The 14,066-nt window shown below is 71.1% G+C and carries 10 protein-coding genes; 9 read left to right on the forward strand and 1 reads right to left on the reverse strand.

The features are described from left to right. Nucleotides 1-7: 7 nt before the first annotated feature. Nucleotides 8-277, forward strand: a complete 270-nt coding sequence (locus WME90_RS48335) for a hypothetical protein (protein ID WP_437278895.1) — start codon at nucleotides 8-10, stop codon at nucleotides 275-277. Nucleotides 278-514: 237 nt separating this feature from the next. Continuing rightward, nucleotides 515-1,603 carry a hypothetical protein gene (locus WME90_RS48340; RefSeq protein ID WP_437278896.1) on the forward strand — a complete coding sequence of 363 codons (1,089 nt, stop codon included), beginning with the start codon at nucleotides 515-517 and terminating at the stop codon, nucleotides 1,601-1,603. A 161-nt stretch (nucleotides 1,604-1,764) separates the two neighbouring features. Here WME90_RS48340 and WME90_RS48345 read toward each other — a convergent pair whose 3' ends face one another. Beyond that, on the reverse strand, nucleotides 1,765-2,850 hold the full coding sequence (locus WME90_RS48345) for a hypothetical protein (RefSeq protein WP_437278897.1): 1,086 nt from the start codon (nucleotides 2,848-2,850) through the stop codon (nucleotides 1,765-1,767). Between the two features lie 1,071 nt (nucleotides 2,851-3,921). Between WME90_RS48345 and WME90_RS48350 the strand changes: the two genes are divergently transcribed. From WME90_RS48350 to WME90_RS48380, 7 genes are all read left to right on the forward strand, one after another. Further along, complete coding sequence (locus WME90_RS48350; RefSeq protein WP_437278898.1) at nucleotides 3,922-4,389, forward strand: hypothetical protein; 468 nt, start codon at nucleotides 3,922-3,924, stop codon at nucleotides 4,387-4,389. 893 nt (nucleotides 4,390-5,282) lie between these two features. Continuing rightward, nucleotides 5,283-5,966: a sigma-70 family RNA polymerase sigma factor gene (locus tag WME90_RS48355; protein WP_437278899.1), complete on the forward strand. Its 684-nt coding sequence runs from the start codon at nucleotides 5,283-5,285 to the stop codon at nucleotides 5,964-5,966. Nucleotides 5,967-6,007: 41 nt separating this feature from the next. Further along, the gene (locus WME90_RS48360) at nucleotides 6,008-7,708 is read left to right on the forward strand and encodes an RNA polymerase sigma factor (protein WP_437278900.1); all 1,701 of its coding nucleotides are present in this window, start codon (nucleotides 6,008-6,010) and stop codon (nucleotides 7,706-7,708) included. A gap of 182 nt (nucleotides 7,709-7,890) precedes the next feature. Continuing rightward, nucleotides 7,891-8,457, forward strand: coding sequence for a cytochrome c maturation protein CcmE (locus WME90_RS48365; protein WP_437278901.1), 567 nt, complete (start codon nucleotides 7,891-7,893; stop codon nucleotides 8,455-8,457). 176 nt (nucleotides 8,458-8,633) lie between these two features. Beyond that, nucleotides 8,634-9,407, forward strand: coding sequence for an endonuclease/exonuclease/phosphatase family protein (locus WME90_RS48370; RefSeq protein WP_437278902.1), 774 nt, complete (start codon nucleotides 8,634-8,636; stop codon nucleotides 9,405-9,407). A gap of 102 nt (nucleotides 9,408-9,509) precedes the next feature. Next, on the forward strand, nucleotides 9,510-10,151 hold the full coding sequence (locus WME90_RS48375; RefSeq protein ID WP_437278903.1) for an NAD(P)-dependent oxidoreductase: 642 nt from the start codon (nucleotides 9,510-9,512) through the stop codon (nucleotides 10,149-10,151). A 159-nt stretch (nucleotides 10,152-10,310) separates the two neighbouring features. Further along, nucleotides 10,311-13,844: a DVUA0089 family protein gene (locus WME90_RS48380; RefSeq protein WP_437278904.1), complete on the forward strand. Its 3,534-nt coding sequence runs from the start codon at nucleotides 10,311-10,313 to the stop codon at nucleotides 13,842-13,844. Nucleotides 13,845-14,066: the final 222 nt, after the last annotated feature.

Below are 14,066 nucleotides of genomic sequence, written 5' to 3' on the forward strand. Positions count from 1 at the left end.
GTTGGGGGTGGGGATTCCAGAGCTCGGCGTCACCGAGGCGAAGGCCGCGGATCCGGCCGTCAAGGCGGTCGAGGCGTGGCACGAGGCCTACGGCACGCTCCTGGTCCAGGTCCATGCCGAGTACGACGACGACAAGGACGAGACGCACGCGCTCCTCCGCGACCGGCTGCTCTCACCGTACGAGGACGCAGCGGAGGAAGAGCGGCGCGCCGATCAGCGGGCCCGCGCCGCCAGCGCCAGGAAGAAGACCGAGGCCGAGCCCGAGCCGATCGGATAGCGCTGCTCCGCGCACGGCCGCCGGCAGGTGACGGCCATCCCACCCATCGCGCGAGGGCGGTACCGTTCGCCGGTCACCTCGCGACGCCGCTTCAGTCCCAATCCCAGGTGACATCTCCCGCAGGTTCGGGGAAACGTCGCCGGTAAACCTCGTGCCTTCTTTTACGCCGGCGCACGATTTCTCAACAATCCGGGGGACCTTCCCGGAAATAGTACCGATGACGCCCGATGACGACGGATGACCGATGAGGGAGCTCCGCTCGTGTCCGGCCCGCTCCTCGCCCGCGACCGGATCCGGAGGATGAACCGCGCCGCGCTGCCCCTTGCCGCATCGCTCTTCCTGGCGGCGCCCGTGGCGCTCGCGCAGCTCGCGCCGCGCGGCGCGCGGCTGTCCTACACGCGAGGGCCTGGCACCGAGGGGTGTCCCGAGGAGCCGAGCCTCCGGCAGATCGCCGCGAGCCAGCTCGGCGGGGTCGACCCGTTCGTGCGCGACGGCGCGTGGCACGTCGAGGTGGTCATCCAGCGCAAGGGGACGGCGTTCCAGGGAGAAATCGCGCTATATGACCGCGATGGCCGGGAGATCGGCCGCCAGGAGCACTCGAGCGCGATCTGTGGCGTGCTCGTGGAGGACATCGGCCTCGCCCTCAGCGCCGTCATGCGCCCGTTGCTGCCACCACGGCCTGCACCGGAGAGCGTTCCCACCTCGGCGCCGCCCCCGTCGGCGCCGAGGGGCGCCGCTCCGCCTGTCTCGCCGGACGCGCCGCCCGGGGCGCTGGCCTCGAAGCCGCCCGCCCCCGTCGCTGCGCCGGCTCGACCCGCTCCGCGCCCGAGGCCGCCACCGGATCGCCCGCGCCTCCAGTTGGGCGCCGGAGTGCTGCTAGGCGCCGGCGTGGCGCCGTCGGTGGCGGTCGGGTTCTCGGGGTTCGCCGGCGCCCGCTGGGAGACGTTCTCGCTCTCGCTGGAGGCCCGCGGGGATCTCCCGATCGACGCCGAGCCCTACCGCGGCTGGACCATCGGCGTGTCGGGGCTGAGCGGCTCAGTGGTTCCCTGCGGTCACGCGGATTGGTTCTTCGGCTGCGCCGTCGCCACGGCAGGCGGGGTGTGGCACGTCAGGGACAGCACCGGCATCGAGGATGCGCTGCCCTACGCAGCGCTCGGGCTTCGTGCGGGGCTGGAGGTGCTGCTTTCGGCCCGCCTAGCCGGGCAGCTCACCGGCGACCTCTTGCTCAACACACTTCGGCCGCACGTTCGACCGCTCCATGGAGAAGGGTGGTCCGCGGCGCCCGTCTCGGAGGCGGTGGCTCTCCGCCTGGTTGCTTTCTTCTGAATCTTCGTGCGGTTTCGCGAAGCATCGGACGCGCCCACGGGAGCGATTCCCATGAGGCGGCTGCGAGCGCGCGCGGCGCCGTGGGGTCGCGGGCGCGTCCCTCGCGGCCTGCCACCTCCTGGCGAGGCCGTCGTTGCGCCCCATGCGGAACGAAAGTCGACTCAGGCCGGTACAGGGCTGGTGCGGTGACAGCAGAACGTCGCCGCCGCGGTCGGCGCGATGCTGCCCACCGGCTCGCCGCCGAACGGCTCGCATCGTCCGGGATCGATGCTGACGACGCTCACCGACTTGCTCCCGAGCGCTGTTCCGGAGGCGACGGTCCCGCAGTCGGGGGCGTCGGAGGTGATCACCTGACCCGCGACGAGCTGCGAGCACCCTGCGTCGCTGAACGCGGAGGTCAGCACGCTGCAGGTCGCTCCGGCGGGCTCGGTGCAGCCGCAAGGCGCGCAGCCGCGCGTGTCCTCGACACCGGCGTAGAAGACGTGCCGGTCCGGGTACGTGGCGGGGCAGTCCAGCTCTCCCTCGTGGTGGATGCACGTGAGAAACCCCTCCGGCGGTGCGGCGTCGCCGAGCGGCGGTGCCGGCGTGCAGGTCATGCCTGGATCCGCGCACGGGGGGGACGCGTTTCCGGTACACGCCCGGGCGACGAGCACGAAGCTCCCCGCCGTCGCGGGCTCGTCGGGGTTCTCCGGCGCCTCCGCGACCCTCGGTGCGCAACCTGCGGAGACCACGCGAGGCGCCTGGATCGCGAGCGACTGCACGCACGGGGCGCCATCGCAGATCCGTCCGGCCTCGACGGCATTCACCGGGGTGCAGGTCCCGTCCCACCCATCCGGGGCAGCGAACGAGGTTGCGGGAGCCTCGGGGCCGCCACACGGGAAGCTGGCGTAGGCCCTCCAATCCGTCGGCACCTCGCACGTTGCCTCTGGCGGGTCACACGCGCAGGCGGGGCACTGGTGCGGGGCCGGAGCCGCGAAATCCGCGTAGCCCTCGTAGCCGACGATCGGCGCGGTCGCAGGGCAGCTCGGCACGCCGTCGGGGGAGCCGATCCAGAGCAGCGCCGGCTCGGACCACCCGAGCGGCTCCTTCGGCACGCACTGCCCTGCGCAGACCTCTGCCGCCGGGATCAGGTCGCCGAAATCGGATGCGATGGCGACGTCCGTGTCGTCCTCGGCCGGGCAGTCATCGCCGCCATCGCCACCACCGCCGCACCCGCCAACGCCGCCGGCATCGGGGGGCTCGAGCACCTCACAAGGCGTTCCCTTGGGTCCTTGGTTCTCATCCCACGGGCACAGATACGTGGTCGGGTTCCCGCATCCGCCGGACGCGACCCCGAGCCCCAGCCCGAGCGTGCTCGCACGGCACACCGCCACGATCCCACGCCGCCAACGTCGCGCCCGCGCCGCCATCGCCTCTCCTCATGATCTGCGGCGCTGTCGAGCGCCCGTCGTAGTAAGCGCGGCCACGTTACCAGAGGACCCCAGGGCGACGCCAGATCCATGCTGGGGCAGACCATCCCCGTTCGATCGCATTACGAAGAGCGAGGTGCTTTTCTCATCTTTCGCAAGGCGACAGCCCGCGTTGCCCTTCACGAGGGCCTGAGCTGTGTCGTGCGCCCGTCTCCCGTCCCCCCCTGCCGCCAGAACGAGCGCTCCGGCGCCCCACGGTTATGCGGGACCGTCGATTGTGCAACGAGAAGCGGGTCAGTCCCGTAAACCGCTCCGATGAAGACCCCGTTGCCAAGCCCTCCCCGGCGGGAGGGCCGCCGCCAGTCCTCCCATGCGCCGGGCCGCCGGACGCGCCGCCGCGCACGCAGCGCGCTGATCCACGTCTTCCGCGTCGCTCCGCTCTGCATCGCTCGCTTCGTCCGCCGCCCCGCATGCTGCCGCTCCCAGGAGGGCAGCCACGGCCAGGGCGATTCTGCTGCGCGGAGCTACCTCCTGCGCAACGGGGAGCGTTGCGCAGGAGTTGCCGCGCGAATGTCATGCCAGGGTGCCTGCCCCGCACAAGGGGCGAGCGGACCGAGCGAGATGCGGTGCCAGGAGCCCGCCTGGCCGTGCGTCCCCGCCAGCAGACGAGGGGAGCCAGGCGCCGTCTGGTGCTCGGTAAGCTTCCATTATCGCGCACAGGAACGCCCTTCGACCCATGCACGAAACCAGCGTCTCCTTTTGTTGATATTAGCGTAAGTTAACAAATTTGCACATGGAGGAGGTTTGTCCCGCACGCGATTTTGTTGGCTTTTCTGAATATCAACAAAAATCGGCGCGAAAGCGACGCCGGCGCCCCCTGCCCACGTGACTCCGATCTACACTCCGGGCATGCCTCACCCGGATCAGCCCCTCACCAACGACGACGAAGAGGAAGAGGATCTGCTCAGCGAAGAGGACGAGGATCTGCTCGATTGGGCAACCATGACCGTGGTCTACGCCGCCGGCTACATCCGCATCCTCGCCGACGCGATCGAGCGCGGCGACGCCGATCTCCAGGTGGATCCCGTGGCGTGGGAAAACACCCTGACCGCCGCCGAAGGGGTGATGGCGGAGCAAATCCGAGGTCGCCTGCACGGTCCTACACCCATCACCGTGGAAGACGTCGAGCGGATGCAGCGACTCCGCAGCCTAGGTTCCGCCGCGCTCTCGGGCGGAGAGCGATCGCCCGAATTCTGCCCGCTCGCACTTCAGTGCATGGAGTCTCTGTTCGGGCAGGACTGGAAGCGCGCGGCGCGGGACGCAGCGTTCTGCGCGCGCTCTCTCAATCAGGAGTTCCACCCAGGTAGCGGCACATGACGGGAGCTCCGAAGAAGAACGTACAGCTATCTCCGTTCTCGTAGTAGTACCATCAGCTGGTGGCTAGGCTGAGGCCTCTGCACTGCCACAGTAGTCCAGTTTTGACGTTGGATTTGTACGGGTGCTTTCGTCCGGCCGGACAAGATATTCCTGCATCGGCGCACTTCATCATGCAGTCAGCGCCGTGCTCATATCTCTTGCAGCGGATGACCTTGAAGCTGCCGATCGCCTCCGGTTCGGTCGTGGGACCGTTGTCCGTCTCGTCGTCAAGTGTCAGGTTGGCAGCTCCTGGATCGCTGGTTGGTGTGTCGATCTCCGTCTCAGAGAAAGTTTCTGATGGCTGCATGGCACAAGATGCAACACATAGAGCGATTCCATGGAGAGAGACGAGGGCGGCAACCGTTGGAACGATTCGCATGGTACCGGCGACCGAGGCAAGCAGCGGGCCCACGTCCGTCGAGTGGGACGGACGGGTGCCATGCGGCAGGGGTATCTAGTGGCCATTCTGGGGTTGGAGGACGAGGGGAACCCGCAGTAGTGGAGAACGTTGCGCTGCCAACGTTGCGCCCGCGCCGCCATCGCCTCTCCTCATGATCTGCAGCGCTGTCGAGGGCGCGCCACGCCAGGTGCCGCCACGTTAACAGGGACCCCCCAGGGCGCCGCCAGACCATCCCGGGTAGACCACCTCCGGTTCGATCGCATTACGAAGAGCGAGATACCTTTCTCATCTTTCGCCAGGCGACAGCCCGCGTCGCCCTTCACGAGGGCGCGAGCTGTCCCCGTGATCGAGCGCCCGTCCCCCGCCTGCCGTCAGAACGAGCGCTCTGGCGCCCCGTAGGTACGGGCCCGTCGATTGTGCAACGAGAAGCGGGGCAGTCCCGGAAACCGCTCCGATGAAGACCTCGTTGCCGACCCCGCCCCGGCGGGAGGGCCGCCGCCTGTCTCTCGATGCGCCGGGATCCCGGACTCGCCGCCGCGCGCGCAGCGCGCCGAAAGAGGCGATCCACCCGGCGGTCTCGCCCTCGGTCGAGGCCCTCTGGGCCGAGCGGCCGTTCGTCGCCCTCCTGCTCCGCGCGCTCCACGTTCCCGCCCGCGACCGAGAGGATCTCCTCCAGACTGTGCTCCTCGGCGCCTGGAAAGCCATCCGAGCGCGCAGGTACCGCCCGGACCCGCTGCGGCCCCCGCGCGCGGCGATGCGCGCATGGCTGCACGGCGTCGTCTGGCGCCAGGTGTCCCATTACCGGGAGAGCGCCTGCGTCCGCCGCGAGATCCTGTGCAACGCGCCCCTTTCGCCCGCCGGCAAGGCGCCTGTCGAGATCGAGGGAGAGCTCCTCGCCCGTGCCGCGCTACGCGAGGTCACCGCGCTCCCCAGCGGCCATCGCGAGGTCCTCCTCGCGGCGGCCGGGCCCCTGAGCCTCGTCGCCTGGGCACGAGCGCGCGGCATGAACCCCGATTCCGCCGCCAGCCGGCTGCGTCGCGCCAGGAGGGCGCTGGCCGAGAGGCTCGCCTCACCGAGGCTGCCGTTCGAGGCTGCCGTTCGCCGAGGGGGCCCTTCGGTGACGCCGGCGCCGGGGTGAGGCCTCCGTTCGGTGCCCGCTCGGCCGGTCGCGTCGAGCCCATGTACGATTTCGCAACGAGCCGGGCGGTCTCGCCGGACTACCTATCCATGAAAGAGCCCCGAGCACGCCCAGCGCCCCCTCCAGCGCCCGACCCGGCACCTGCGTCTGCTCCCGCCCCGGAGGCGGCGCCTGCGCCCCTCCTGGAGATGACGCCTGCGCCCGACCCAGAGCCCGCTGCCGTACCCGATCGGGATCCTGCGCCCGCCATCGGCTCGCCCCCGCGGCCCTCGTTCGAGCAGGTCTATCAGAGCTTGCTCCCCTACGTCCTCGTGGTGCTCTGGCGGCTCGGCGTCGCGTCTCGGGATCTTCACGACGTCGCTCACGAGGTGTTTCTCGTCGTTCACCGGCGGCTCGAGGACCACGATCCTCGCCTGTCGCTCAAACCGTGGGTGGCGGGCATCAGCGCGCATGTCGCCCTTCGCCACCTGCAGCTCGCCCGGAACCAGCGGGAGCTGCTCGCGCTCGACGATTCCGAGCCCATCGATCTCGCGGACCCCGGGCTCGACGCGGAGCGCCGGGTCGCGCAGGCCGAGACCCAGCGTATCGTCCGCGAGCTCATCCAGCGCATCGAGAGGGAACGACGAGCGGTGTTCGTGCTCTACGACCTCGAGGGAAGCGACATGCGCGACATCGCTCAGGCCCTCCAGATCCCCGTGAACACCGCATGGGATCGGCTGAGACGCGCCCGCAGCGAGTTCACGGCTGCGGTCAAACGGCTCTCCGCGCGGGACCCGGACGCGCTTGGCCTTCGTGGCCTGCGCTTCGCCCTGGCGCCATTCGCCCTGGTTGACAGGCCGATGCTGCTCGACGCAGGCAGGGTCCGGCTCGGCCTTTCTCAGGAGCTCGCCGGACCGCTGTGGGCGCGGCTCCAGCGATCGCTCGCCTCGACCGGAGGGCTGGCCCGCGGCGCGGACGGCCTCTCCGGCAGCCCTGCAACACAGCCCCATACAGGCGCCTCCTCGCCTCACCGGCGCTGTCTCGGAAACAACGCGGTGGAGGCCACCGGCGCCACCGGCGGGAAGCGCATGCCGCCGGTCATCACGATCGCGCGCTCCAGGCTCATCAAGGCAGGTGCAGCGCTGTTCCTCGGGGGAGCCGGGGTGGGCGCCGGCGCGGTTTATGCCGGGCTCCCTCCGCCTGCTGTGGCGCCGGTGGTGTCCGTTCGCGCCGAGGTCGAAGGCGTCGCGCCCGAGCGAACCGAGCGCGTCGAGGTCGAAGGCGCCGCACCCGAGCGAACCGAGCGCGCCGAGGTCGAAGGCGCCGCACCCGAGCGAACCGAGCGCGCCAGGGCCGGGCGCGGCGGGCGCGCCGCGGGCGGGCTCGCCGTGGCCGACGCCGTCGTGAGCGCTGGGCCCCCGGCGGCCGTGGAGGTGGCGGCCGCAGCGCCGTCACGCGTCCCCTCCCGCAAGCCAGCTCCGCCTAGCGAGCGCGACACGGCCGAGGAGAGCGCGTTGCTCAGCAGCGCCGGCCTCGCGCTCAGCGAAGGAAAGGCGAACGAGGCGCTCGACGTGCTGGCCCTGCACGAGCGGAATTACCCGCGCAGCCGGAGAGCCCAGCTGCGCGAGGCGCTGGCCATCCAGGCCCTCGTCCAGGCCGGGCGGCGCGCCGACGCCAGCGCGCGAGCCGAGCGGTTCCGCGCGGCGTTCCCTCACGCCGTGTTTCTCCCCGCCATCGAGGCGGCCATGAACAGCAGCCCATGAGGGCCCGCGCTTCGACACCTCCGCGGACGGGCGCACGGTGCCGTCGGGTCCGCTTGTAAGGGAGAACTCCGGTACGGCTGTCCGCCGCAGCCGGATGGCGTCGCAGGCCGGACCCGACGTCGTGCAGGTGGTGCTCGACCGGCCGTGGGGTGCGGGCTAGCCTGTGGCCGAAGGGATCCACGATGAGCAAGAAGCTGGACGACGAGTTGGCCCACGCGCTGTCTCTTGCAGAGCAGCAGGATACGCCCGCGGTGGTGAAGCCGGCCACGGCGAGCCCGGCGCCGAAGGCGCACCGGCCGCGCAGCCTGGGCTTGCTGGCGACGCTGCTCGTCATGGTGGGCGCGCTCGTCGCCCTCTTCCTGGTCGGCTTCAAGGAAGCGGCCGTCTACGCGACGCCCGTCGATCAGCTGCTCGCGTCCAAGGACAAGCTCGCCGGCCGCAAGGTCCGGGTCGAGGGCGAGCTCGTCCCCGGCACGCTGGTCAAGCGCGATTCGCCCTGCGAGTACCGCTTCCAGATCCACGGCACGCAGGCGGCGCTGCCCGTGCGCTACGCCCAGTGCGTCATCCCCGACACCTTCCGCGACGTCCCGAGCGGCGGCGTCCAGGTGACCGTCGAGGGCGCGCTCTCGCAGGCCGGCGACTTCGAGGCCAGCCTCGTGATGGCCAAGTGCACCTCGAAGTACGACCCCAACTCGCACGAAATGAAGGGCGGCGCCCAGCCCGCCGCGGGCCCGCTCTCGCTCAACTGAGCGATTCCAGTACGCCGCGCGCGGCGTCGACGCGCGCGGTGTCGACTCGCCCGGTGCCCTCTCCCTGCTCCCCCCGCTCCCCAGCAAGACGCTGACTGGCTCGCTCACGGGCCCTTGAGCCTCCTCGACAAGCTGGTTAAGACAAATCCCCGGACCGACGCCCGAGGAGGAGGCATTTGAGCCACGATCGCGACCTCGTCGTCCTGACGCAGAACATCTGGGGGGGAGTCGCCCTCTGGGAGCGGCGCCGGACGATGCTGGCCAGGCTCATCGGCGATCTGCGCCCCGGGCTCATCGGTCTCCAGGAGGTGCACGCGCCGATGCCGAGCGGCGACCTCGGCCAGGCCGGAGAGCTCTCGCGGCTCGCCGGCGGATACCGCGCCTGGTTCGCGCCGGGCAGGGTCGCCGCGAGCGGCGAGTGCGAGGGGGTCGCGCTGCTCTGCCGTGAGGACATCGAGGTGCTCGACCACTCCGTGGAGGCGCTCACGCTCGATCGCGACGATCCGTTCGAGCGCGACAGCCAGCGCGTCGTCTTGCGCGCCGCGATCCGGCACGCCGGCGCGGTCGTCGACGTGCTCGTCACGCACCTGTCGCTGTCGAAGCGCGCGCGGGCGCGCACCGTGCGCGAGCTCGTGAGCTTCGCCGCGCGCGAGCGCCAGAAGTCGGGGAGCCACGGCGCCGTGCTGATGGGCGACTTCAACGCGCTCCCGAGCGAGGAGGCGGTCTGTTACCTCCAGGCGAGCGCCGGAAACGGCTCTTGGCTCGACGCCTGGACGCAGGCGCACCCCGGCAAGGTCGGCGGCACCTGGCCCGCCGGCTTGCCGCTGCGCCGCATCGATTATGTCTTCGTTCAACCGGGGGAGGGGTGGACGATCACGCGCTGCGAGCGGGCGCCGTTCTCCGGCTCGGATCACCACGGCGTGGCCGCGTGGCTGCGGCTCGGCGCCTGACGGGCCGAGCGCCGCTCGCGCGGATCTCCAGCGGATCTCGGTGCGTGAGGCATTCACGCGCATGTTGTACCGGCCGCGGCGGACCGAGTACGCTGGTGGCTCATGAGCAGGCTGCTGATCTTGGGGGCGACTGGGGGTACGGGCGCCGCGCTGATCCGTCAGGCCCTGGAGCTCGGACACGACGTCTCCGCATTCGCGCGCACGCCGGCGACCATCCCTGTCCCGCACCACGAGCGGCTGCGCGCGCTCCGCGGCGACGTCATGGATGCCGAGCAGGTGTCGCGCGCCGTGTCCGGTCACGACGCCGTCCTCTCGGCCCTGGGGTCGCGCGGCATGGGGCCGACGCGCGTCTATTCCGAGGGTATCACCCATGTCCTGCGCGCAATGAAGGAGCACGGCGTCCGCCGCCTCATCGCCGTCACCGCGGCGGGCATCGGCGAGGAGCAGCAGAGTGCGCTCTGGTTCCGTGTCTTGGTCAAGCCGCTGCTCCGCAACAGGTACTCTGACATGCTGCGCATGGAAGAGGCCCTGCGCCAGAGCGATGTGGACTGGACCGTCGTGCGCGTCCCCAAGCTCACGGATGGGCGGCTCACCAAGGAGTGCCGCGCCAGCGTCGACGCCTCGCCGCCGGGGGGCTACTTCCTCGGCGGTCCCACGATCTCGCGCGAGGACGTCGCGTATTTCATGCTCTCCCAGCTGGAGAGCGACGAGCACCTCCGCAAAGCGGTCGCCCTGACGTACTGAGGGCGCGGCGCTCTCGTCGTCCCTTGACGCAGCCGCAGAGCATCGGTCTTCTGCCGCGCCCGCCGTTGCGGCGAGCCTGCGGCGCGACTGTGGTGATCGCCATGAATGCCGCGAACGCCATGGTCGCCGCGATGCCGTCGAGCAAAGGCCTCAGAAACCATGATCGTCTCTTTCAGGACCGCTCTCCCGTTGTTCCTCGGTCTGGCGCCGATCGCCCTGACCGGGTGCGAGCTCCTCATCACCGCGGACCGCAGCAAGATCGTTGAGCCCGCCGCGGGCGACAGCGGCGGTGGTGGCGGCAACGGCGGAGAGGGCGGTGGCAGCGGCGGCGGTGGTGGCAGCGGCGGAGAAGGCGGCGGCGGCGGAGAAGGCGGCAGCAGCGGAGAGAGCGGCAGCGGCGGAGAGGGCGGCGTGGCAAGCGCCGTGTGCGGCGATGGAGCCGTCGGCGCTCCTGTCGAGGAGTGCGACGATGGGAATCGGGCGGCCGGCGACGGGTGTGACCCGGGCTGCGCGATCGAGCCCGGGTTCGCCTGCGCCGGAGCGCCGAGCGTGTGTACGGGTGGGTGCGGTGACGGCGCGCTGGGCGGCTCGGAGGCCTGCGACGATGGCAACGACGAGGACGGCGATTGCTGCTCGCGCGCGTGTCAGGTCGAAGCGGGCTGTGAGGTCGAGCCGAACGACGGCTTCGATTCGGCCAACGACGCCTTCGCCATCGCGCCCGGCGGCCGGATCCGCGCGTTTATCGACCCCGAATCCGACGTGGACGTCTTCTCGGTGACCGTCCCCGAGGGGACGATCGGGCGCATCAAGGCAGAGACGCTCGATGGCCCGCTGGGCACGAGGTGCGGCTCGCTCGGCGTCGATACCTATGTGACGATCTTCGACGCGAACCTGGCGAGCATCGAAGAGAACGACGATGTCGCAGACGACGACTACTGTTCTTCCTTGGCGCTGCGCAAGCTGAGCCCTGGCGACTACTTCGTCAGCGTGCAGATCTCCCCTGAAGCCGAGCCCGCGACGTTCGACTACACGCTCTCGCTCAGGCTGGACACCTCTGTGTGCGGCGATGGCGTGCTGGAGGATCCCGAGCTCTGCGACGACGGCAACACGGTCGGCGGCGACGGCTGCAACGCCGCGTGCGAGCTGGACATCCGCTCGCCGGAGGTCGAGCCGAACGACACCACGGCGGGGGCGGATGAGCGCGCCGCGCTCCGGCCGAACGTGCTCGTCTCCGCGGCGATCGAGCCCCTTGGCGATGTCGACGTCTTCGCCTTCGAGGTGCCGGGCCTCGCGGACGTCCAGCTCGCCACGTTCAGCCGCGGGAGCCTGAACGATTGCGCCGATGGAGTCGACACCTTCCTCCGGCTGCTCGACGTGGACGGAGCGACGGAGCTGGCGAGAGACGACGACAGCGGCCCCGAGGCCTGCTCGCTCATCGATCCCAGCGTCGCGGACGGGGCGATCCGGCTTCCGCCAGGCAAGTATTATGTGAGCGTCGAGGAGTTCAACAACGACGCCACGATCCCCGGGTATGACCTCCTCGTCGCCTTCACCTCGCTCTGCGGCAACGGGGTGATCGAGGAGGGCGAAGCGTGCGACGGCGGGGAGGGGTGTTCCCCGGAGTGCGCGAGGATCGCCGTGTGCGGGGACGGCTCCGTCGACGGCGCCGAGGCGTGCGACGACGGCGGCACCGAGGGCGGGGATGGCTGCAGCGCCGCGTGCGAGCTCGAGGGGACCGTCCCGGAGATCGAGCCGAACGACGCGCGAGGGCAGGCCACCAAGGGGCAGGCGACCGCGGCAGGGGTGCTGTTCACCGCGTCGATCTCTCCGCCGGGAGAGGTCGACTTTTTCGCCGTCGACGTCCCCGGCGTGGCCGAGCTGGAAGTGGAGACCTTCGACGCGACCGGACCGACCTCGTGCCGTGGCGTCGATACCATGGTTCAGCTCCTCGGGCCGGACGGGGCCGTCATGGCCGAGGACAACGACGGCGGTGAGGGCAGGTGCTCACGTGTCCGCGCCGCCGTCGCCGCGCCGGGCGTCTATTACGTGCGCGTCCGGGAGTACGGCGGAGACTCCATCGCTGGATACACCGTGCGCGCGCGGACGACGGCCGTCTGCGGGGACGGCCTGGTCCAGGGCTCGGAGGAGTGCGACGGCGGCGCCGCGTGCGGGCCGACGTGCCAGCGCACCCCGGTGTGCGGCGACGGCTTCATCGACGAGCCCGAGGTCTGCGACGACGGCAATGCCACAGGCGGGGACGGCTGTGACGCCGCATGTCGGATCGAGGGGGCGACGGCCGAGATCGAGCCCAACTCGACCCCTGCCGAGGCGGACGCGAACGGCGCTGTGGCGCCGGGAGCGCTCGTGTCCGGCGCGATCGAGCCGGACAGCGATGTCGATCTCTTCGCCCTGCGGCTCACGACCGTATCCGATCTCCGGATCGAGACCTTCGACTCGAGCGGCCCCGCGCGGTGCGCCGATGGCGTCGACACCGTCCTCTCCCTCCTCTCGTCGGACGGCGCGACCGTGCTCGCCTCCGACGACGACGGCGGTATCGGCGCCTGCTCGCTCATCGACTCGAGGAGCCCCGGCGGCACCGCGGCGCGCCACCTGGATCCAGGGACATACTACCTCCGCGTCAGCGGCTTCCCGGAGCAGCCAGGGGCCCGCTACACGCTGCGGGTCTCGCTCCACGCCTCATGCGGCGACGGCGTGACGGAGGGCGCGGAGGAGTGCGACGGCGGGGCGCGCTGCAGCGCGCGCTGCGAGAGGCTCCCGGTCTGCGGCGACGGCTTCGTCGACGCGCCCGAGGGGTGCGACGACGGCAATGCCGCGGGCGGCGACGGGTGCAGCGCCGCTTGCCAGCTCGAGGCGGTGACCGCCGAGATCGAGCCGAACGACACCCCCGCGCAGGCCGGTGCGAGCGATCTCGTGATCTCGGGCGATGAGCTCGTCGCGGCGAGCCTCGCAGCGGGCGGCGACAGGGACGTGTTCCGCCTGAGCTTGCCTGTCGCCTCGGTCGTGCGCCTCGAGGTCTTCGACGGCACCGCCGCGGGCTGCGAGGGAGGCCTGCGCACGACGCTCCGCGTGCTCGACGCGGCGGGCGCGACGGTCGTGACGGACGAGGGGCTCTCCGACGCAGAGTACGCGGGCGGCATCGGCGGGTGCTCGGCGCTCGTCGTGGCGTTGCCTGCCGGCGACCACGACGTCGAGGTGGCGGCGCGCGAGGGCGGGGCGGCGTTTCCCCTCTATCTCCTCCAGGCCAAGATCCTCGCGCCGGCGGGCGCCGAGGAGGAGCCGAATGGCACCGTCGCCACCGCGAACGGAATCATCGGTTCCGATGAATTCATCTCTGGCGCGCGGACGACGGACGATTTCGACTTCTACGCCGTGGATCTCCCGCAGGGTGGGTCGATCCGCGCGGAGATCATCGAGGGCGGCGAGGAGACGTGCGAGTCGCTCGAGATCGACAGCCGCCTCTCGCTGATCGACGCGGAGGGCTCGCTCATCGCGGACGACGACGACGGCGGCCGGGGGAGCTGCTCGATCCTCGACGGCACCGGGGACGCCCCGCGCCACCCCGGAGCCCACGCGCTCGCTGCGGGGCGGTACTTCCTCCGCGTCCGCGCCGCGTCCGGCGCCAAGGGCTCCGCGGCCCTCTTCGATTACCGGCTGGCCGTCACGCTCCGCTGACGGGCGCGGACGCCGCCGGACGTCCGCGGACGCCGTGGCCCGTCTGGCCGGGACGCCGCGCGTCCGGCGCCGCGCGCCGCCGGCAGGCCGGGACGAACCCGCCGCCGCGCGGTGATTCGATTCGATGTCTCGATATCCCATCATCGCGAGATGGCCGCGTGGCGGAGCGCCTCCGCGCGGTGTCGCTCCGCGGTGCTCATCGGAGTCGCATGGGGGGACGAG

Origin of the sequence: Sorangium sp. So ce375, assembly GCF_051473855.1 — a bacterium.
In the GTDB taxonomy this organism is placed as follows: Bacteria; Myxococcota_A; Polyangia; order Polyangiales; family Polyangiaceae; genus Sorangium.